15 protein-coding genes are annotated in these 20,197 nt (G+C 69.6%); 10 read left to right on the top strand and 5 right to left on the bottom strand.

Annotated elements, in window-relative coordinates:
* Positions 1–93 precede the first annotated feature (93 nt).
* From CVO96_RS15710 to deoD, 5 genes are all read left to right on the top strand, one after another.
* Complete coding sequence (locus CVO96_RS15710) at positions 94–609, top strand: MarR family winged helix-turn-helix transcriptional regulator (protein ID WP_103313036.1); 516 nt, start codon at positions 94–96, stop codon at positions 607–609.
* A complete protein-coding gene (locus CVO96_RS15715; RefSeq protein ID WP_103313037.1) occupies positions 606–2,711 on the top strand; it encodes an MDR family MFS transporter in 2,106 nt (701 codons plus the stop codon). The genes CVO96_RS15710 and CVO96_RS15715 overlap by 4 nt, the downstream gene beginning before the upstream one ends.
* Before the next feature lie 208 nt (positions 2,712–2,919).
* Entirely contained in the window at positions 2,920–3,789 is an 870-nt protein-coding gene (locus CVO96_RS15720) for a DUF2167 domain-containing protein (RefSeq protein ID WP_103313038.1), read from the top strand.
* Positions 3,790–4,067: 278 nt separating this feature from the next.
* Positions 4,068–5,255, top strand: coding sequence for an alanine--tRNA ligase-related protein (locus CVO96_RS15725; RefSeq protein WP_103313039.1), 1,188 nt, complete (start codon positions 4,068–4,070; stop codon positions 5,253–5,255).
* Between the two features lie 442 nt (positions 5,256–5,697).
* The gene (deoD, locus tag CVO96_RS15730) at positions 5,698–6,405 is read left to right on the top strand and encodes a purine-nucleoside phosphorylase (RefSeq protein WP_103313040.1); all 708 of its coding nucleotides are present in this window, start codon (positions 5,698–5,700) and stop codon (positions 6,403–6,405) included.
* Positions 6,406–6,418: 13 nt separating this feature from the next.
* On the opposite strand, the gene CVO96_RS15735 is transcribed toward deoD, so the two are convergent.
* Positions 6,419–7,678 (bottom strand): RsmB/NOP family class I SAM-dependent RNA methyltransferase, encoded by a 1,260-nt coding sequence (locus tag CVO96_RS15735; RefSeq protein WP_103313041.1) that lies wholly within the window; start codon positions 7,676–7,678, stop codon positions 6,419–6,421.
* A 444-nt stretch (positions 7,679–8,122) separates the two neighbouring features.
* Between CVO96_RS15735 and CVO96_RS15740 the strand changes: the two genes are divergently transcribed.
* The 3 genes from CVO96_RS15740 (at position 8,123) to CVO96_RS15750 (ending at position 12,376) form a co-directional block, all read left to right on the top strand.
* Positions 8,123–9,304 carry a sugar ABC transporter substrate-binding protein gene (locus tag CVO96_RS15740; protein ID WP_103313042.1) on the top strand — a complete coding sequence of 394 codons (1,182 nt, stop codon included), beginning with the start codon at positions 8,123–8,125 and terminating at the stop codon, positions 9,302–9,304.
* Positions 9,305–9,611: 307 nt separating this feature from the next.
* Positions 9,612–11,009: an ABC transporter permease subunit gene (locus CVO96_RS15745; protein WP_103313559.1), complete on the top strand. Its 1,398-nt coding sequence runs from the start codon at positions 9,612–9,614 to the stop codon at positions 11,007–11,009.
* Positions 11,006–12,376 (top strand): sugar ABC transporter permease, encoded by a 1,371-nt coding sequence (locus CVO96_RS15750; protein WP_103313043.1) that lies wholly within the window; start codon positions 11,006–11,008, stop codon positions 12,374–12,376. Before CVO96_RS15745 ends, CVO96_RS15750 begins: the two co-directional genes overlap by 4 nt.
* Before the next feature lie 133 nt (positions 12,377–12,509).
* Here the strand turns inward: CVO96_RS15750 and CVO96_RS15755 are convergent, their stop codons facing one another.
* From CVO96_RS15755 to CVO96_RS15765, 3 genes are all read right to left on the bottom strand, one after another.
* A complete protein-coding gene (locus CVO96_RS15755) occupies positions 12,510–12,914 on the bottom strand; it encodes a hypothetical protein (protein WP_103313044.1) in 405 nt (134 codons plus the stop codon).
* 224 nt (positions 12,915–13,138) lie between these two features.
* Positions 13,139–14,725: a phosphoenolpyruvate carboxykinase (ATP) gene (gene pckA, locus CVO96_RS15760; protein WP_165795326.1), complete on the bottom strand. Its 1,587-nt coding sequence runs from the start codon at positions 14,723–14,725 to the stop codon at positions 13,139–13,141.
* 425 nt (positions 14,726–15,150) lie between these two features.
* Positions 15,151–16,284 (bottom strand): coiled-coil domain-containing protein, encoded by a 1,134-nt coding sequence (locus tag CVO96_RS15765; RefSeq protein ID WP_133161807.1) that lies wholly within the window; start codon positions 16,282–16,284, stop codon positions 15,151–15,153.
* 266 nt (positions 16,285–16,550) lie between these two features.
* Here CVO96_RS15765 and CVO96_RS15770 point away from each other — a divergent pair, with 266 nt between their 5' ends.
* Together CVO96_RS15770 and CVO96_RS15775 are read left to right on the top strand one after the other, a co-directional pair.
* A complete protein-coding gene (locus tag CVO96_RS15770) occupies positions 16,551–18,245 on the top strand; it encodes a DNA repair protein RecN (protein WP_243398403.1) in 1,695 nt (564 codons plus the stop codon).
* A gap of 251 nt (positions 18,246–18,496) precedes the next feature.
* On the top strand, positions 18,497–19,630 hold the full coding sequence (locus CVO96_RS15775) for a protease complex subunit PrcB family protein (RefSeq protein ID WP_103313048.1): 1,134 nt from the start codon (positions 18,497–18,499) through the stop codon (positions 19,628–19,630).
* Between the two features lie 38 nt (positions 19,631–19,668).
* Here CVO96_RS15775 and CVO96_RS15780 read toward each other — a convergent pair whose 3' ends face one another.
* Entirely contained in the window at positions 19,669–20,109 is a 441-nt protein-coding gene (locus CVO96_RS15780; RefSeq protein ID WP_103313049.1) for a DoxX family protein, read from the bottom strand.
* Between the last annotated feature and the right edge of the window lie 88 nt (positions 20,110–20,197).

Here is a 20,197-nt window from a genome sequence, read left to right on the forward strand (position 1 = left end):
CCACCGCCCTAAGCCATCCGGCCGACCTTGACGATCCGGACACTCAGGTTCATCATACCGTCTTATGGACAAGACAGTTTCAAGCTTGGAACTATGATCCCCCCCGACCTCCCCTCGCCGTCCGAGGTGCCGCCGGCCAACCGGGAAGCCGCCACCCGGCTGGGCCACACCATGCGCCGGCTCCACAAGCACATCAGCAGTCTGGTCATGGGCGGCATGCAGGACGAACTGCAGGAACTCGACCTGTCGTTCTCGCAGATGACGGCCCTGCACCACCTGCGGGCCTATTCCCCCGCCACCGTCACCGTCCTCTCGGAGCGCACCCGGCTGAGCCTGCCGGCCGCCAGCCACCTGCTCGAACGCCTGGTGCAGCGCGGGCTGGTGACCCGCCAGGAGAACCCGGAGAACCGCCGCGAGAAGCTGGTCGCCCTCACGGGCGCCGGCCGCGCCGTGCTGGAACAGATGGACTCGGCCTTCGTGGGCGCCTATATCAGCACCTTCGCCCAGCTCAACCCGCAGACCATCGAGGCCGCCGAGGGCCACCTGCGTGCACTGCTGAATGAACTTGAGCCCGCCGCCGCCTGCGCTGCCCCCCAGGAGACCGTATGACCACCCCCACTGCCCGCGCGCCCGAAGGCCGCATCAACTACGCCGAGACGCTCGACTTCCCCACCAAGCGGATCATCCTCTTCGGCGTGCTGCTGGGGCTGTTCCTGGCCGCGCTGGATCAGACCATCGTGTCGACGGCGCTGCCGATCATCGTTCAGGAACTCGATGGCCTGAGCCTGTACTCGTGGGTCACGACCGCCTACCTGCTGGCCAGCACCGCCATGGTGCCCATCTACGGCAAGCTCAGCGACATCTACGGCCGCAAACCGATCCTGCTCTTCGGCATCGTGGTCTTCCTGGTCGGCTCGGCGCTGTGCGGGATGGCCGGCGAGCCCTGGTTCGGCAACCTCTTCGGCGGCGGCATGATGCAGCTCGTGGTGTTCCGTGGCCTGCAGGGCCTGGGCGCCGCCGCGCTGACCTCGGTGGCCTTCGCCATCATCGCCGACCTGTTCGCGCCGGCCGACCGGGGTCGCTACCAGGGGCTGTTCGGAGCGGTGTTCGGCCTCAGCTCGGTCATCGGGCCACTGCTGGGCGGCTTCCTGACCGATAACATTTCCTGGCGCTGGGTCTTCTACGTCAACCTGCCGGTCGGGCTGCTCGCCATCGCCTTCATCCTGTCCAAGATGCCCACGCTCGCCAGCGGCCTGAAGCCCAAGGTGGACTACCTGGGCGCCGCGCTGATCGTGGCCTTCTCGGTGCCGCTGCTGCTGGCGCTGACCTTCGGGGCCGACCAGGCCGCCTACGGCTGGCAGAGCCCCACGGTCTGGACACTGTTCGCCGTGAGCGCGGCCGCGCTGGTCGCTTTTCTGTTCGCCGAGTCGCGCCACGAGAGCCCGATCCTGCCCCTGACCCTGTTCAGGAACCCGACCTTCGCCTGGAGCGTCACCGCCCGCTTCTTCATCGGCGCGGCCTTCCTGGGCGCCATCCTGTTCCTGAGCCTGTATCTGGTGAACGTGCAGGGCGTCTCGGCCACCAAGGCCGGCACCGCCACCATTCCGCTCACGGTGGGGCTGATCATCGGGGCCATCGGTTCCGGGCAGATCGCCAGCCGTATCGGGCGCTACAAGCCGCTGATGCTGATCGGCCTGACCACCATGATCCTGGGCTTCCTGCTGCTGTCCACCCTGAACGCCGACACCCCGTACTGGGCGGTCATCGCGCGCATGGTCGTGCTGGGTCTGGGCATCGGGCCGGCGCTGCCGCTGTACAACCTGGCGCTGCAGAACGCGGTGCAGCCCTGGGAGATCGGCGTGGCGACCTCTGCGGGGCAGTTCTTTCAGCAGTTCGGCAGCGTGATCGGTACGGCCGTCTTCGGCGCCCTGCTGTCCAGCGGCCTGAGCAGCCAGTTCAGCACCCAGTTCAGGGCCGCCCAGACCGGGCAACCGGCCGCCGTGGTCAGCCAGCTGGAAACCATCCGCGAGACGGCCGCGAGCAGCAGCGGCGGCCAGGGCCAGTCGCAGGCCCAGCCCAGCGCCGCTGAGATCGAGGCGCAGATCAAGAAGGGCTTCGCCACCCAGCGCGACCTGACCACCCGCGCCATCCAGAACGGCGACGCCGCCGCCATCGCGCAGCTCACCCAGAGCCCGAACACGCCCGCCGCCTTCAAGGAGCAGTTCGCCCAGGGCAGCATCCAGGCGGGCTTCGCGCGCACCTACGCGGCGGTCGAGCAGGCCGTGAACAGCGGCAACGCCCAGGCCGTGGCCGCGCTCGCCCAGAACCCGCAACTTCCCGCCCCGCTGCGCGCCCAGCTCTCGCAGATTCCCGCCCCGGCGCTGGCCAACCCCCAGAGCCGCAGCCAGATCCTGGCGGGGGTCAAGCAGGGCCTCGACGCCGCCCAGACCCAGACCGTGCAGCAGGCCCTGAGGGGCGCCCTGAGCGGGCTCGACACGGCCGAGCAGAGCGCCCTGAGCACGGCCAAGACGGTCGGCACGCTCGCTTCCCGCGCGGTGAAGGTCTCGTTCGCCAACACCATCAGCCGGATCTACCTGTGGAGCATCCTGGTGGCGGCCCTGGCCCTGCTGGCGACCCTGCCGATGCCCAACCTGATCCTGCCCCGCCGCGGCGAGGGGCAGCCCCAGGCGCCGGTGCCCGTCGAGGTCTGAGCCGAGGTCTGAGCCGGGGCCTGAGCGCTGGGGTCTGACCCCGCAACGACTCCAGCCCGGCACCCGTTTCTGAACTCCCATGACTGACAGCGCGCAGGCGGCCTCCGGGTCGCCTGCGCCGTCCGTCTGATCCGGCCACCTCACCTGTCGGGGGCATGGGCATGTCCACACGACAACGCAGGCTCGCCCCCATTAAGATGAAGAAGTCATGAAACCCTATCTCATACTGGCGTCCGCCCTGGCGCTCGGCTGGGCCGGCGCCACGCCCCAGCAGGCCCCGTCCTCGTCCTCGGCCCTGACCTACCGCAGCGGCACCATCTCGCTGCTGGGGGGCAAGGCCACGCTCACCACCGGCACGACCCTGCGTTATCTCGATGCACAGGGCGCGCGGCGGGTGATCACGGAGCTGTGGGGCAACCCCCCCGGATCGGCCGACGACGTCCTGGGGATGATCGTTCCGGCCGGGATCGACCCCGATACGGAGCGGGGCTGGGGCGTGGTGCTCACCGAGTCCCTCGACGGGCACGTCAAGGACGACGACGCGGCCAAGACTGACTACGCGAAGATGCTGCGCGACCTGCAGCGCTCCACCGGGTCGGACAACAGCGAACGCGAGAAAGCCGGCTACGGCACCATCGACCTGATCGGCTGGGCCGACAGCCCCCGGTACGACGCGGCCACGCACAAGATGTACTGGGCCAAGGAGCTGGCCTTCCACGATAAGGGCGAGAGCCAGGCGCCCTCCGAACACACCCTGAACTACGCCGTACGCGTGCTGGGCCGCGACAGCGTGCTGGAACTCAACGCCGTGGCCGGCATGGCCCAGCTCGCCCAGGTGCGCCGTGACATGGGCGGGGTGCTGCAGCAGGTGAGCTTCACGCCCGGCCACCGCTACGAGGACTACCGCGCCGGCACCGACAAGCTGGCGACCTACGGGGTGGCCGCGCTGGTGGGCGGCGTGGTGGCCAAGAAGGCGGGCCTGCTCGCGGTGGGCCTGCTGCTCCTGAAAAAGGGCTGGATCGTGCTGCTGGCCCTGATGGGCGGCCTGGGCCGACTGTTCCGGCGCCGCGAGGCCTGAGCCACGGCCTTCGGGGCGCAGAGGGCAGAGGGCGGGGGGCAGAGGGCAGAGGGCAGAGGGCAGAGGGCAGAGGGCAGAGAGCAGAGGGCAGAGGGCAGAGAGCAGAGAGCAGAGAGCAGAGAGCATCTGTCCGGGGGACACCAGAGAGCGTCCGATGCCTCCATCCTCTGCTCCCTATGCTCCGCAGCTTTGCAAGTCCCGAATGGTCGGGGCCATTCGCTCGCTCAGCCTGGGCGTGAGGCTCCGTCCTCCATGACGAATGCTCTAGCCTGCCCGGCATGACCCGCGCCCTGTACCACGATCCCGGCCCCCTCCTGAACTTCACCGCCCGCGTGACGGCCACCGATGGTTCCAGGGTGGCCCTGGACGCCACGGCCTTCTACCCCGAGGGCGGCGGACAGCCCACCGACGTGGGTACGCTGAGCTGGGACGGGGCACAGGTACGGGTTCTCGGTGCCCGCAAGGACAAGGGCAGCGGCCAGATCTGGCATGAGCTGGAGGGCGCAGTGCCGGCCGTGGGCGCCCAGGTCTCCGGCGAGGTGGACGCCGCGACCCGCTGGCGCCACTCCCAGCGGCATTCCGGCGAGCACCTGCTGGCCCAGGCGTTCACGCGCGTCAGTCCGGTGTTCGGGGTCGAGGCCGTCAGCATGAACGGGCCGGAATGCACGATCGACCTGCGCGGCGACCCCGCCGAGTCCCACGTCCGCGCCGCCGAGACGCTGCTGCGGGAGGTGCTGGGCCGCAGCGACCTGCGCCTGGAGACCCCGGTGGTGCCCGAGAGCGACCTGCCGGACTACCCGCTGCGGCGGCCGTCGAAGGTGGGCGGTCAGGTGCGGCTGGTCATCTTCCGCGCTCCGGACGGCGCGGTCTTCGACGCCAGTGCCTGCGGCGGCACCCACGTCCCCCAGGCGAGCCTGGCCGCGCCCGTGGTCGTGCTGCGCACCGAGCGCATCAAGGGGGGCCTGACCCGGGTGGTCTTCATGGCCGGCGAGGAGGCGGCCGGCTATCTGAGCGGGGTCTACCGGCAGGCCAGGGCGCTCGCGCAGACCTTCAGCGTGCCGGTCGAGCGCCTGCCCGAACGGGTCGACGCGCTGCGGGCGGAACGCGACACCCTGATCACCGAGCAGGAGGGGGCCCGCCAGAGCCTCGCCCAGACCCTCGTCCGCACCACCCCGCCGGAACTCGTCGGGCCGCTGCGGCTGCAGGTCATCGAACTGGCCGATCCGGCGCTGCTCCAGGCAGTGCTCGCGGCGGTTCCAGGGGGCGGCGTCATCGTGGCCCTCGCGCCGGACGGCCGCTGCGGCGTGGGCTCGGCGCTGGCGGAGGTGGACGCGGGGGCCGTGCTGCGGGAGGCGCTGGGCCGCTCCGGCGGCAAGGGCGGAGGCCGGCCCGATCTCGCCCAGGGCCGCACCGATCGGCCCGACGTGTTCCTGGCCGAACTCCGGACGGCGCTGGCCCGGAGCTGACCCCTGTTCCGAGTGCCCTCCGTCGTGTGTTCGGAATCCACTCGACCCAAGGGTCTCGCAGGGGTGCGAAGCAGGGCAGGGAAAGGCGCGCATCGAATCGGGGTGGACTTGGAAAGCGCCGCAGGAGGCGAACGTCCGGTGCATTCCTGGCTGTGCCGGAAAGGAGCGGAGTCCGGATGAGTCGACGGTGCGGACATTCTCCAAACCGCTCAGCCCCGAATGCCGATCTGCACGGGGTTTCATCCACCTTGAGGGGCGAGGCTGGGCTCGAACGGCGGACGGGGTGAACGGGCACGGTGTCCCAGATGGACGTATTCGGGTCGGCTCCCCGCAGTTCACCGGAAGTGTCCTCGCCATTGATGAGCATTCGGGCACCGTGTCCGGGCCTGTCGCCCCCGGCCCCCCGCTCCCGGAACGGCCGCCCCCTGCTACCCTGCCCCTCATGAGTCTTCACCTGAACGCCGAACCGGGCCAGATCGCCGAGACCGTCCTGCTGCCCGGCGACCCGCTGCGCGCCAAACACATCGCCGAGACCTTCTTCGAGAATCCCGTGCTGCACAACACCGTGCGCGGGATGCACGGGTACACTGGCACCTACAAGGGCCAGAGGATCAGCGTGCAGGGCACCGGCATGGGCATCGCCTCCTCGATGATCTACGTGCATGAACTCATCACCGGCTATGGCTGCCGGAACCTGATCCGGGTGGGCACGGCGGGCAGCTACCAGCCCCACGTGCATGTGCGCGACATCGTGCTGGCGCAGGCGGCCTGCACCGACAGCAACATCAACAACATCCGCTTCGGCGAAAAGAACTTCGCGCCCATCGCGGACTTCGGCCTGCTGCTGCGCGCCCACCAGATCGCCCGGGAGCGCGGCCACACCACGCACGTGGGCAACATCATGAGCAGCGACACCTTCTACCACGACGACTTCGACCAGTACAAAATCTGGGCCGACTACGGCGTGCTGGCGGTCGAGATGGAGGCGGCCGGCCTGTACACGCTGGCCGCCAAGCACGGCGTGAAGGCCCTGACCGTGCTCACCATCAGCGACCATCTCGTGACCCGCGAGGAAACGACCGCCGAGGAGCGCCAGCTGACCTTCAACGCCATGATCGAGATCGCGCTGGACGCCGCGCTGGGCGGATAAAAGCTGGAGGGTCTCAGGTCGAGCGGCGCATCCGGGCGATAAAAAACCCGTCCACACCGTCCACCGGCACCGTCAACAGGCCCGGCCCCGACGGCACGTGCTCGACCTCGATGTCGGGCACGGCCTCGGCCTGGAACTCCGGGTGCGTCGCCAGGAAGGCCTCGACGACGCCGGCGCCCTCGTCCGGCGCGAGCGAGCACACGGAGTACACCAGCACGCCGCCAGGGGAGACCAGCGCGGCGGCGTTGGGCAGCAGCTGCCGCTGCAGCTCGGCCATCTCCTGCACGGCGTCCGGAGTCAGGCGCAGCTTGATTTCCGGATGGCTCCGCAGGGTGCCGCTGCCCGTGCAGGGGGCGTCCAGCAGCACGAGGGGAGCGCCCGGCGCGTCCAGAGGCCTGGTCAGGTCATGGGTGACGAACTGCGCCGCGAGCCCCAGCCGCTTCAGGTTGGCGCGGGCCAGGTCGTGCTTGCGCGGGGTGACGTCCACGGAGGTCACGCTGGCGCCCCGGGCTGCGAGCATGGCCGCCTTCACGCCGGCGCCGCCCGCCAGGTCGTACACCGGGCGTCCGCTCACGTTGCCCAGGGCGTCCACGCAGGCCAGGCTGGCCGGGTTGATGGGCTGGGCGTCGCCCAGTTGAAAGGCGTCCGTTTCACGCAGGGGCCGCGAGAGTTCCACCCGGTCGACCCCCTGTGGGCCGGGCGTCACGGCGCTGCCCTCCTCACGCAGGCTCGCCACCCCGGCGTCCGAGAGGCTCAGCCACAGCGGCTGGGGCTCCAGCAGGTCGGCGAAGATGGCGTCGGCCTGCGGGCCGTAGACCCGCCGCACCGTGTCTTCCATCCAGCCCGGCAGCTCGGACTCGGGCGCCTGGGCCACCCGCTCGACCCGGCGGAGCACGGCGTTGACCAGCCCGGAGGGCGCCATGCGGGCCAGCCGCGAGAGGTTCACGTATTCACTCACGACCGCGTGCGCGGGGGTGCCCAGGAACAGCTTCTCGAAACTGCCGGCCAGCAGCACGGAGCGGGTCTTGGGGTGGGTCGCGCCCTGCAGCAGCGGAGCCAGGGCCGCCTCCAGCGACATCAGGCGGCGCAGGGTGCCGTACACGATATGGGTGGCCAGGCCGGAGTCGCGGGGGGGCAGGCGGGCGGCCCGCAGCGCGGTGTCGAGGGCGGGGGCGGCGAAGGCGCCGTCGGTCAGCACCTGATGGAGCACCCGCACCGCCAGTTCGCGCGCAGGATTGACGGCGCCGGGGGGACGCTCGGAGGGACGTGTCATCCGGCCAGCATACGGGCTCCGGGCGTGGTGCAGGCCAGGCGCAGGCGAAGTGGAGATGGGCTGCGGGATCTCTCTGCCCGGACGCCGGTCGCGGAGCCTCCGGGCCCGAAGGAGGCCCTCAGAGGATAAAGATCTATTGCCAGGGAAGGGTGTTGGCTCAGTCCGGCCTGCTGGACGACCAGCCCGTTGGGCCACATTCTTGCGGAAACGAGTGATGAGTCACCGGCCACCCGAATGAATAGGGAGAGATGCTACAGAGCCGTCACTGGGGCGCTCAAAAGTGCGAGATCAGATCATTGTCAAGTCAGGTGCGGCCTTCTATAATGCGGACGAGCAACCGAGAAGTGTGAGCCGATGGTGCTCAAACAGGTTCAGTGCCCAGGCACTGAATGAAGGCATCCCTGTAATTTGGAAGCGATTCCAATCGCCAACCCGAGGAGTGATATGAAAAGAGCACTGACTGTCCTGTCCCTTGCCCTGCTGGGCCAAGCTGGCGCCGCCACCATTACGGTCTGGACGCACTTCGGCGACGCCGAGCTGACCTGGCTCAAGGCGCAGGCCGCTGATTTCAAGACCAAGACCGGCAACACCGTGAACCTGGTCAGCGTGCCCTTCGATCAGATCCCCGACAAGCTCATCCAGAGCGGCCCCAAGGGCCAGGGCCCCGATCTGGTCACCACCCTGCCCCAGGATCGCCTCGGGCAGCTGGCGGCGGCCGGCGTGATCGAGCCGATGGACAAGTACGTCACCTCCAAGACCGACCTCGACCGCACCGCCGTGAGCGCGATGACCTACCAGGGCAAGCTGTTCGGGCTGCCCATGTTCGCCGAGTCGGTCGCCCTGATCTACAACAAGAAGCTGGTTCCCACTGCCCCCACCACCTGGGCGCAGTTCCTGTCGGTCGCCCAGAAGAACACCGGCAGCGGCAAGTTCGGCTACCTGGCTGACCTGAGCAACGCCTACATGCAGTACGGCATCGTCAGCTCCTTCGGCGGCTACGTGTTCAAGAACACGGGCGGCACCGTGAACGTCAAGGACGTGGGCCTGGCCAACGCCGGCGCCGAGAAGGCCAGCGCCTTCCTGAACGACCTGCGCTACAAGTACAACCTGGTGCCCGAGGGTGTGGACGGCGGCGCGGCCAAGAGCGCGTTCGTGGACGGCCGCCTGGCGATGCTGCTCACCGGCCCCTGGGACATGGGCGACATCAAGAAGGCCGGCATCGACTACGGCATCGCCGCCTTCCCGACCCCTCCCGGCGCCACCGGCAAGTGGAGCCCCTTCGTGGGCGTGCAGGGCACCATGCTCAACGCCTACTCCAAGAACAAGGCGATCGCCGCGCAGTTCGCCAAGCAGATCACCACGAGCGACGCCCAGGTGGCCTTCAACAAGGCCGGCGGCCGGATCCCGGTCAGCCTGAGCGCCCGCACCAAGCTCAAGGCCGATCCCGTGGTCGTGGGCTTCGGCAAGACCATCTCGGCCGGCACCCCCATGCCCAACGTGCCCCAGATGGGCGCCGTGTGGGGCCCCTGGAGCAACGCCGTGGCCCAGAGCGTGCAGAAGGCCAACCAGAACTACTCGCAGATCCTGGACAAGGCTGTCGCAGAGATCAACGGCAACATTAAGTAAAGCGGGTGTCCGGGCCAGCGGGCGCCCTCAGCCCGCCCCCGGATCACCCGGCGTCACGGCAGGTGACGACACAGCATGAAGTTGTGTCGTCACCTGCTTCACTTTGCATTGGCTGGACTGTGCATTGCGCTGGACATTCCATAGGACGGCGCCCCGAACACCCGGTAGCGGGCAGGGCGCTTGAGCGGGGCGGAGATTTCCTTAGAACTGCGCCTGATCGCAAGCCAGCACTTGCAGTCTGAACGTGACGCGATCACAATGACCGCCAATCACACCCTGGAGGTTCACGACAGCCATGATCGAAACGATGCGTCCGCCCACCAAGGCGCGCCCGACCGTGCCCCCGCAGGGCGCCGCCGGGGTGCTGATCGCCGTGGGGATCCTGAGTGCCCTGCTGGCCATCTGTGGTCTGATCGGCTGGCTGCTGTCCAGCCTGACCGCGCAGATCGCGCCGACCGCCCCCCCATACATGATCCTGGTCTGGATCCTGGCGGCCCTGCTGGTGCTCACGCCCCTGACCTCCCGGCTCTTTCCCTGGATTTCCAACTGGCTGTACCTGTTCCCGGCGCTGGTGTTCATCCTGGCCTTCACCGTGCTGCCGGTGGTTCTGACCGTCAACTACGCCTTCACGAACTACTCCGGCGCCAACAGTGGCAACCCGGACAGCGCCTCCCGCACCACCGCCACGCTCAGCGCCGACCGCCGCGTGGTGACGCTGCCGGAGGTGGGAGCCGACCAGCCGCTCAGCGAGTTCCTGAAGTGTGCCGCGCCCAGCTGTGCCGGGGCCACCCTGGTGCTCTATGACGAAGACGCCTCCGTGCCCTACCGGCAACTGGTCGACAGCGTGCGTGGCAACACGGTCACGCTCCGGACGGCCGTGCCCGCCGCCGTGCAGGTCGCGGCCGCCACCCGCCTGAACCGCTACGAGTACGTGGGCCTGCAGAACTTCCAGGAGATCTTCAGCAAGGCCAGCCGCGCGCTGCTGCCGGTCTTCATCTGGACGATCGTCTTCGCCTTCAGCACCATCATCATCAACGCGGTCGCCGGGCTGATCCTGGGCATCCTGCTGTACAACAAGCGCCTCAAGGGGCGCAATATCTACCGCACGCTGCTCTTCCTGCCCTGGGCTATTCCGGCGGTGATCAGCGTGCAGATGTGGGTCGCGCTGTTCAACCAGCAGTTCGGCATCGTGAACAAGACCCTGGGGCTGCTGGGCTTCGTGGCCGTGCCCTGGCTGAACGACCCGCTGTGGGCCAAGATCAGCATCCTGCTGGTCAACCTGTGGCTGGGCTTCCCCTATATGATGACCGCGACCATCAGCGCCCTGTCGACCATCAACGACGATCTGTACGAGGCGGCCAGCATCGACGGCGCGAGCCGCTGGCAGCAGATCGTGAACATCACGCTGCCGCTGCTGCGCACCTCGTTCACGCCCATCCTGCTCTCGGGGTTCGCCTTCAACTTCAACAACTTCGGGATCATCTACCTGCTCACGGCGGGCGGCCCCGCCCAGGAAGGCCGTGAGAGCACCGCGCAGAGCACCGACATCCTGCTCTCGTGGGGCTATAACACCGCGTTCGTGTCCAGCGGCGGGCAGAATTTCTCGCTCGCCAGCGCCATCGCCCTGATCATCTTCTTCCTGACCCTGGCCATCAGCCTCGTGAACTTCAAGGCGGCCGGGGTGTTCGAGGAGGCCCGCAAATGACCGCCGCTCCGTCCCAACTGCCTCCGGGCGGCTACGTCCACCGCGAGCCCGGCCCACTGCGCCGCGCCCTGCCCTGGCTGGTCACCGCCGCGATCGTGCTCGGGCTGATCGTGCTGGCCTATTTCCTGAACCGCAACATGGCCGGGCGCCAGAAGAGTTTCACCATCTACTTCGTCGAGCGCGGCTGGGTGCGCTTCCTGCTGTTCCTGCTGGCCGCCAGCGGGGTGCTCGCGCTGCTCAGCCTGGCGGGGCAGAAGATCGGGGAGGCCCGCACCGGGCGCAAGATCAGCTACCTCGCGGTGCTGGGCGATCAGCTCACCCACCTGTTCCTGATCCTGGTCGTGCTGACGGCCGTGTACCCGCTGCTGTACGTGCTGATCGCGGCCTTCGACCCCCGCAACAGCCTCTTCGCCTTCCCGGACTTCAGCAATCCGAACATCCTCTACCGTTCGGGGATGCTGCCCAACCTGAGTGTCCTGAGCCTGGAGAACTTCGGCAAGCTGTTCGACGGCGTGACCATCCCGGGCTGGCAGCTGCTGGTCGCGGTGATCGGCGGCGCCGCGCTGGCCGTGGTGCTGCTGGCCGCCCTGGTGCGTCGCCTGGGCCGCGACAGCCTGGGCCAGACCAGCGTCCGCACCTGGGCCATGCGCCTGCTGGTCGGGTCGCTGGTGCTGCTGGTCGTGTTCATGACCCCGGCCCAGTTCACGGGTTCGGGCAACGAGAGCAAGTTCCTGCTGTCCGTGCGGAACACGCTGTTCGTGTCCGGGGTCACCGGCATCCTGGCCATCGTCCTGTCCACGACCGCCGGGTACGCCATGGCCCGCCTGCGCTTCCCCGGCCGCTTCCAGATGCTGCTGTTCTTCATCTTCATCCAGATGTTCCCGGTGTTCCTGGCCCTGGTCGCGGTCTACAAACTGCTCACGGATCTGGGCCTGGGCAACACCTTCACCGGCCTGATCCTGGCGTACTCGGGCGGCGCCATCGCTTTCAACACCTGGATCTTCAAGGGCTACGTGGAAAGCCTGCCCGAGTCCCTGGAGGAAGCCGCGATGGTCGACGGCGCGACCCGCTGGCAGACCTTCCTGCGCGTGGTGCTGCCGCTCTCGGGCGGGATCATGGTGTTCATCTTCCTGAACCAGTTCATCGGCACCTACGCCGAATTCATCCTGGCGAACGTGCTGCTCACCGGCGTGGAGCAGTGGACCGTGGGGGTCATGCTGCGCTCGTTTACCACGGGTCAGTTCAGCACCAAATGGGGCATCTTCGCGGCGGCCTCCACGCTGGGCGCCCTGCCGATCATCGCCCTGTTCTACGGCTTCCAGCAGTTCTTCGTGGGCGGCGCGGTCGCGGGCGGCGTGAAGGAGTAGGCCCAGCCGTAGCTGGACGACCGCCCGAAAAGGCGAGAAGGGAGGTGAGGGTGTATGACCCCACCTCCCTTTCCCATTCTGCTTTCGGCGCTGAAGGCTGGACGTTGCGCGGCGGCAGGGAAGACTCCCGGAATCAGTCGCCGCACCCGCCGCCGCTGCCCCCGTCGCTGGCGCCACACTCGCCCGACTGACCACCCGACGATCCGCTGGACGACCCGCCGTCGGGAACCCAGCCCCCACCGCCGCCGCGCTGGAGGCCCGCCCAGCGGTGCTGATTCCCGGCCAGCAGCAGCACCGACAGGGCGGCCACCAGCAGCAGGCCGACCAGGATGGCCCCCTGCAGCAGCGCCACACCGGCCAGGACGGCGAGGACGGCACTGACCCAGAGCCCTCCCCGCTGAGTGCGGTGGCGTTCCTCGTGATCAGGGTTGGATAGAGTGACCAGCGAGTCGTCGCCTGTCCGGGCAACGGGCAGGGACTCAGGGTCGGGCCTGGACTTGACGTCCGGCTGAAGGGGCGCGCTGCTGAGGATGGTCATCGTTGCCTCCTGGGGGTGCGGTGTCAGACGGTGAGCGTGCTGAGGCCATGGTCGGCGCCCTCTGTCAGCCGGACGTCAGGCTCGGCGCGGCAGCGGGCGGACGAAGCCCGTCTCCGTCCGTCCCGCCGGTCATTCCGCTGTGAACCCAGATCTCGTCATCATGGACGCACTGAAGGCTCTCCACCACTGCCACCCTGCACGCCCTCCGGAGGCGTCCCGCCCTTCTAGGCGTCGGGGTTCGGCATGGACTCGGTCACGGCCCTGTCCACGCCGTCCTCGAAGCGGCGGAAGTTCTCGCGGAACATGCGGGCCAGCTTGCGGGCGGTGTGGGCGTAGGCGTCCCGGTCGGCCCAGGCCTGCTGCGGGTTGAGCACCCCAGCCGGCACGCCCGGCACGGCGGTCGGAATCTCCAGGTTGAAGAAGGGTTCGCGCTCGAACGCCACGCCGTCCAGCCCACCCGAGAGCGCGGCGCTGAGCAGCGCGCGGGTGTGGGCGATGCTCATGCGCTGGCCCTGGCCGTACATGCCGCCGCTCCAGCCCGTGTTGACCAGCCAGACCTGCGCCCCGCTGGCCTGCACTTTCTGGGCCAGCAGCCGAGCGTACTCGCCCGGGTGGCGCGGCATGAAGGGCGCCCCGAAGCAGGTGCTGAAGGTCGGGCTGGGTTCGGACACGCCCTCCTCGGTGCCGGGAATCTTGGCCGTGAAGCCGGAGATGAACTGGTACATGGTCTGCTCCGGGCTCAGCCGGCTGATGGGCGGCAGCACACCGAAGGCGTCGGCGGTCAGGAACACCACGTGTTTCGGGTGGCCCCCGACGCTGCCCGGCTGCCGGTTGTCCACCTCCTCGATCGGGTAGGCGCTGCGGGTGTTCTCGGTCAGCGAGCCGTCGTTCAGGTCGGGGACGCCCTGCTCGTCGAGCACCACGTTCTCCAGCACGGTGCCGTAGGTGCGGGTGGTGCGGTAGATGATCGGCTCGGCCTCGGGGTTCAGGTGGATCACCTTGGCGTAGCAGCCGCCCTCGAAGTTGAACACCCCGCTCCCCGTCCAGCCGTGCTCGTCGTCGCCGATCAGCCGGCGGCCGGGGTCGGCGCTCAGGGTGGTCTTGCCGGTGCCGCTCAGGCCGAAGAACAGGGCGACGTCGCCCGCCTCGCCCACGTTCGCCGAGCAGTGCATGGGCATGACGCCCTGATCCGGCAGCAGGAAGTTCAGCACGCTGAAGATGCCCTTCTTGTTCTCGCCCGCGTACTGGGTGCCGCCCGCAATGATCATCCGGCGCGTGAAGTTCACCAGGATGAAGGTGTCGCTCCGCACGCCGTCCACGGCCGGGTCGGCCCGGAAGCTGGGGATGTTGAGCACCGTCCAGTCGCTCTGGAAATCCTGCAGCTCGGCCGGGCTGGGCCGCACGAACATGTTGCGGATAAAGAGGCTGTGGTAGGCCATCTCGGTGACCATCCGCACCCCGATCCGGTAGGCGGGATCGGTGCCGGCGAAGACCTGCTGCACGAACAGCTCCCGCCCCGCGGCGTAGGAGGTCATCTTCGCCAGCAGCCGGTCGAAGACCTCGGGCGGGGTCGGCGTGTTGAAGCCGCCCCACCACACCTTGTCGCGGGTGAGGTCGTCCTCCACGATGAAGCGGTCTTTCGGGCTGCGCCCCGCCTTGTTGGTGCGAACGGTGAGCGGCCCGGTCGCGGCGCGCACCCCCTCGCCCAGACGGACAGCGTCGGCATACAGCTGGTCGACACCGGGATTGAGGTGGATGGTGGCGGATTCAATGCCCAGGTCGGCAAGCGGGTTGCTGGCGGTCAGGCTCATGGGAAGCACTCCTTCATTGGTGCGGGCATGGACACCCGGCATGGCGCGGCGAAGCGGTGTACTGCGTGGCTTACTGGCCTGCATTGTCCATAAGGAAGCGCTTCCAGCCAAACGAGAGTTTGTTACGCTCCTGGGAACAACAGCGCCCCGCAGTGAGGCGGAGAGGGGGGAAGCGGGCGCCGCGACCGTCCGATCACGGCCGCTCCCCTGCCTGCTGAAAGTGACGTCCCAGACAAAGCGGTTCCGCACGTTGCCCATTCGCGGACTACTCCCTCAAAGGCCAGCTCACGCCGGAACCCGGAGGCTCTCCTGCCTCGCCCGACGTCCAGCATGGCCGAACAAATGGGGAGTGCGCCACCACCGCAAAACGAGACCGGGGAGCCTTTGACCGGCTCCCCGTCGCTGCCACACCGCTCAGTGACCGCTCAGTTGATGGGCGTCTGGTTCTGGCCGCCGGGCTTGCCGCCGGCGTCGTTGGCCGTGTTCTTCGGGCTGTCTTCCTTGCTCCCGTTGGACTCGCCCTTCGGAGTGGCCTGCGGGGGCGACGCGCCGTAGGAGCTGCCGGTCTGGCCCGCGGCGGTGGCGGCCGGCGACGCTTTGGGTTCCTCCAGCCGCTCCATCCACACGGAGCCGACGATGTTGCGGATGTTGCGTCCCGCCCGGCGCAGCGTCTCGGCCGCTTCCGGGCTCACGCCGCCCACGGCCGACAGGATGCCCTGCCTCGCGGCGGGAACGCGGGCCAGCACCACAGCGCCGCCGCCCAGCAGCGCGACCGTCAGGAGCCCGCCACCCAGGCCACCGCGCCCGCCCCGGCGGTCATCCCGGCGGGCCAGACGCGCCTGCTTCTCCAGCAGCTTCAGCTCGCGCCCCAGGTCTTTCTGCAGGCCCGCCACCTTGCGGTCGATGGCCTTTTCCAGTTTCCGGGGCTGCCACTCCTTGCGGGCCGAGCGCAGTTCGCGTTCAGCGCTCCTCCGGGCCCGGCCCAGCAGCTTCTCGGCCTGACGCCGCCGGCCTTCCAGCGTGTCGGCGCTCTCGCCCAGCACGTCCTGAACGCGGTCTTTGACCTCGGCCAGCAGGCCCAGCCCGGCGCCCTGGGCCTGAACCAGCGCGGGCTTGACCACCTCGTCCAGGGTCTCGCCGGCCGACTTCCGGGCGCCGATCAGGGCGCGGCGGGCGTGTTCGGACTGCGCGCCACCGATCTCCTGCGCTTCCCCTCGCAGCGTGGCGGCCCGTTCCTGGGCCGACTGGGCCAGCTCCCCGGCGGCCGAGCGGGCGCTGCTCAGCAGCGACTGGGCGCGGGCCGGGGTCTCTTCCCGCAGGGTATCCAGGGTCGAGGCCCCACGCGCCGCCGCCTCGTGCGCCAGCTCCTGCGCCTGGGTGGCGGCCTGGGCGAGCGCCGGCCTGACCCGCTCGTCCAGGGCCACGCCGGCCCCCTGCCAGACCTGCCGGGTGCCGCTCACGAGGCCCCACCGGGTGTCCTTGTTCAGCGCCAGGGCCGCCAGGCCGCCCAGCAGCACGAGACTGCGCTTGCTCACGCCAGCCATTGAAGTGTTGGTCATCAGATGCTCCTTTTGGGGCTGCCTGCCCCCGGCGGTGCCGGTGGCCCGGCGGTCGGCTCCACTCCACCTCCGCCCTCCAGGCCCTCCAGTCACCGGCCACGTCCGGCAGGCAGCACGTCGCTGCATTCTCGGCGGCGCCGTGCTGGCAATCGTGGGGGGAATGTAACGGTCGATTCATACTCAAGGGCGGAACCGGTGCCGGCCCCCCCCGCGCAATCCGAGATACGCTCCAGATGGGCCCACGCACAGGCATTACACTCGGAGGCGTGACCCGTAAGGCCCGCGCCCCCCGCCCCCCTCAAGCTGCCGAACCACTTCCAGAGGCTGTCCTGGCCCCGGCCGCCGGCCCGCTGCTCAGCCGGCTGGAGGTGCGTTCCCTGGCGACCATCCGTGAACTGGCGCTGGACTTCAGCCCCGGATTCTCGGTGTTCACGGGCGAGACCGGCGCGGGCAAGAGCATCATCGTGGACGCGCTGGGCCTGCTGCTGGGGTCGCGGGCGAACACCGACCTGATCCGCAGCGGCGAGGAGCACCTGCTGGTCACGGGCTTCTGGGACGAGGAGGCCGCCAGCCGCAAGGTGAACGCCCAGGGCCGCAGCACCGCCCGCCTGGACGGCGAGGTGGTCAGCGTGCGCGAGCTGCAGGACTGGGCGCAGGCCCGGCTGACCATCCACTGGCAGCACAGCGCGGTGAGCCTGCTCAGCCCGGCCAACCAGCGGGCGCTGCTGGACAAGCAGCTGCCGGAACCGCTGGCGGCTTATGCCCAGGCCTACCGCCAGTGGCAGGAGGCCCGCGCCCGCCTGGACGCCCTGCGCGCCAGCGAGCGGGAACGGGCGCGGCAGCTCGACCTGCTGCAGTTCCAGGCCACCGAACTCGCCGAGATCTCGCCCCAGGCCGGCGAGGAGGAGCCCCTGCAGGCCGACCTGACCCGGCTGGCAAACTTGGACACCATCGCGCAGGGGGCGGCGGGGGCGCTGAGCCTGCTCGCCGACGCCGACGACAACGCCCTGGGCTACCTCAGCGAGGCGATCCGCTCGCTGAACGCCGGCGCCCGCTACGACCCGACCAGCGCCGAGCTGCAGCAGGAACTGCGGGCCGCCCAGGACAGCCTGCAGGCGGTGGTCGGCGAGCTGCGCGGCGTGGCCGAGGACAGCGCCCCGGACGGCGAGGAGCTGGCCCGCGTGGAGGCCCGCCTGAGCGCCCTGAGCCGCCTGAGGGCCAAGTACGGCCCGACCCTGGAGGACGTGCTGGCCTTCCAGGAACAGGTGAACGCGGAACTCGCCGCCCTGACCCGCGACGAGCAGGACGCCGGCAGTCTGGATCAGGAGGTGGAGCGGCTGCTCGACACGGTGGCGCGGCTGGGCGGGGCCCTCGACCGGGCACGCGAGCAGCGGGCCGGGCCGCTCGCCCGGCAGCTGATCGGGGTCATTCGCGAGCTGGGGATGCCGCACGCCCGCCTGGAATTCCGCCTGAGCGCGGCCCCCGAACCCACCGCGCACGGCCTGAGCGACGTGACCCTGCACTTCACGGCGAACCCCGGCGAGGAACTCGCCCCGCTCACCGAGGTCGCCTCGGGCGGTGAACTCTCACGCGTGATGCTCGCCATCAGCACCGTGCTGGGCGCCGATACCCCCGCCGTGGTCTTCGACGAGGTGGACGCCGGCATCGGGGGCTCGGCCGCCGTGGCCGTGGCCGAGCAGCTGCAGCGCCTGGCCCGCAGCCGTCAGGTCTTCGTGGTGACCCACCTGGCGCAGATCGCGGCGCGCGCCGACCAGCACTACCGGGTGGTGAAGAGCGTGGCGGACGGCCGCACGGTGAGCCGGGTCGAGCGCCTGAACGACGAGGAACGCCTGGCCGAAATCGCCCGGATGCTCAGCGGCAACACCTCGGACGCGGCCATCCAGCACGCCCGTGAGCTGCTGGCGACGGCAGCGGACGACCGCCGGGTGGACGCCGTCTAGTCCAGCGTCCACCGCTCCGCCGTCGAGCCGTCCCTTCTCCGTCCGAAGGTCGAAGTTCCCCGCAGCCGAGAGGAATGGGGGAGAGGGTGGGAACCGTTCCCCCCCACAGATAGTGCCCCTCACGACCCTGAGCTCCAATTCGAACGTGGGCCACCTCCAGACAGCACTCGTCCAGAAGGCCGCCTTCCACATGGGAGTTGTCTAAAGGCGCACTTCAGTCGGCGGTCAGACACACTGCCTAAGCTGACTCCATGAAGAGAAGTGTGTCGTCTGCAGCAGTCCTGACCGCCGGGCTGCTGAGCGGGTGTTCCATGACAGGCCCCGGTCAGCTGAAAGTCCACGAGGCCCTGCTGTATGGGGGCACCCAGGAGCGGGTGGTCTGGGTCTACGGCACGCTGGGTGGGAGCAGCAGCAGCCTGCGCCTGGGCGGGCAGACGGTGGAGCTGCGCGCGCAGGTGAGCGACCCGGTGGCCGTGCCCGGCACCCTCAGCGTGAACGGCAAGGCCACCTACCGCCTGCCGACCACGGCGATGGGCCCGAAGATCGCGGTGACTTCCAGCGCGGCCGGCACCTTCGATGTCCGGGCCAGCGACAGCAGCGTCGCCGCGGTCTATTACACCGACGGCGCCCGCTGGACGAGGCTCGCGGGCGTGAATGGCCGGGTGGGCGGTCAGGCCGTGGCCGGTCTGGACGGTGCCGGGAACCTGAACGCCGCCGAGGCTACCGCCCTGAGCCGCGCCCTGCTGGGTCAGGGGCCGCTGGCCGTGGCGGTGCTGGCCGAGTCCAACCTGCCCGACGCGCCCCTGGCCGTCGAGCCGGCCGCCCAGGAATACCTGCGTACCGGGCTCTACATCCTGCCCAACGTGGTGTCCCTCCCGGTCGTTCCCGGCGCAGTGGTGCCCAGCCCTGGGCGGCCGGTGCCCCCCAAACCGGCCCCCGCTCCTGTGCCTACTCCCCCCACCCCCGGAGCCCGCGTGAACGTCACCGAACTTGCTAGTGGAACCCAGGCGTCCGTCCAGACCTTCGGCGTCCAGCTCGCCACCACCCAGGCCGAGGCCAGCGCCCTGTATGCCCGGGCCTACGGGCGGCAGACCGGCGTGCCCGAAGCGGCCCGGGTGGGCTCCTCGACCATCGTCGGGGTGTTCCTGGGACAGCGGGCGACCGGCGGCTACGGGATCAGGGTGCTGGGCGCCAGCGCCAGCGGCGGCGTGCTCACCCTGACGGTGCAGGTGCGCGCCCCGGCCCCCGGCGCCATCACCACCCAGGCGCTCACCAGCCCCTGGACGCTGGTGCGCGTGGACGGCGCCTTCACGCGCGTGAACGTCGTCGACGAGCGCGGCCAGCCCCTGCCGGCGGGCGTTCCGGGCGGTGGCGACGTCCGCTGAGCGTCACCGGAACCGTGCCCTCAAGGCTGGCCTGCGGGTCAGCCTTTTCTGCGCCGAACCGCACTGGAGCCGCGCGTGGCCGATGGGGAGGCGGCCCGCCAGCCCTCGACCGAGGGGCGCCCTGTCCCGCCCACCATCACCGCCAGACTGCCGGCCAGCAGCAGGGCCGACAGTTCCAGCCGGAGGGCCGGCAGGGCACCCGCCAGGGCCGACGTTCCGCCCACCAGCAGGGTGCTCAGGGCCAGCGCGCCGGCCAGCCCACGGGCGCCCAGCCCCAGGCCCAGCAGCAGCCCGCCCAGCAGTTCCAGCACCGCCGTGGTGGGCGCGGTCAACAGGGGCAGGGGCACGCCCGTGGCCTCGAACTGCCGGGTGACGGTCTGCAGCCCGGTCGTGAACAGCGTCTGCCAGCCGTGCCAGCAGAACGCGACTCCGACCGCGATCCGGATGATCGCCAGGGCCAGCTCGGGCTGCGGCTTCACGTCCGGAGTCTAGCGGCCCCCGGGCCAGAACGTGAGCAAATGTCCAATTGCGAGGCCAGGACTCCAGCGGGGCGGCTCAGTGGTAAGG

The organism is Deinococcus koreensis (genome assembly GCF_002901445.1).
Taxonomy (GTDB): domain Bacteria; phylum Deinococcota; class Deinococci; order Deinococcales; family Deinococcaceae; genus Deinococcus; species Deinococcus koreensis.

Bases quoted from the DNA above. Each gene is read 5' to 3' on its own strand.
- CVO96_RS15740 (WP_103313042.1), top strand. From the start codon at position 8,123: ATGAAAAGAGCACTGACTGTCCTGTCCCTTGCCCTGCTGGGCCAAGCT.
- CVO96_RS15715 (WP_103313037.1), top strand. From the start codon at position 606: ATGACCACCCCCACTGCCCGCGCGCCCGAAGGCCGCATCAACTACGCC.
- CVO96_RS15735 (WP_103313041.1), bottom strand. From the start codon at position 7,678: ATGACACGTCCCTCCGAGCGTCCCCCCGGCGCCGTCAATCCTGCGCGC.
- pckA (WP_165795326.1), bottom strand. From the start codon at position 14,725: ATGAGCCTGACCGCCAGCAACCCGCTTGCCGACCTGGGCATTGAATCC.
- CVO96_RS15765 (WP_133161807.1), bottom strand. From the start codon at position 16,284: ATGACCAACACTTCAATGGCTGGCGTGAGCAAGCGCAGTCTCGTGCTG.
- CVO96_RS15745 (WP_103313559.1), top strand. From the start codon at position 9,612: ATGCGTCCGCCCACCAAGGCGCGCCCGACCGTGCCCCCGCAGGGCGCC.
- CVO96_RS15775 (WP_103313048.1), top strand. From the start codon at position 18,497: ATGAAGAGAAGTGTGTCGTCTGCAGCAGTCCTGACCGCCGGGCTGCTG.
- deoD (WP_103313040.1), top strand. From the start codon at position 5,698: ATGAGTCTTCACCTGAACGCCGAACCGGGCCAGATCGCCGAGACCGTC.
- CVO96_RS15755 (WP_103313044.1), bottom strand. From the start codon at position 12,914: ATGACCATCCTCAGCAGCGCGCCCCTTCAGCCGGACGTCAAGTCCAGG.
- CVO96_RS15725 (WP_103313039.1), top strand. From the start codon at position 4,068: ATGACCCGCGCCCTGTACCACGATCCCGGCCCCCTCCTGAACTTCACC.
- CVO96_RS15710 (WP_103313036.1), top strand. From the start codon at position 94: ATGATCCCCCCCGACCTCCCCTCGCCGTCCGAGGTGCCGCCGGCCAAC.
- CVO96_RS15750 (WP_103313043.1), top strand. From the start codon at position 11,006: ATGACCGCCGCTCCGTCCCAACTGCCTCCGGGCGGCTACGTCCACCGC.
- CVO96_RS15720 (WP_103313038.1), top strand. From the start codon at position 2,920: ATGAAACCCTATCTCATACTGGCGTCCGCCCTGGCGCTCGGCTGGGCC.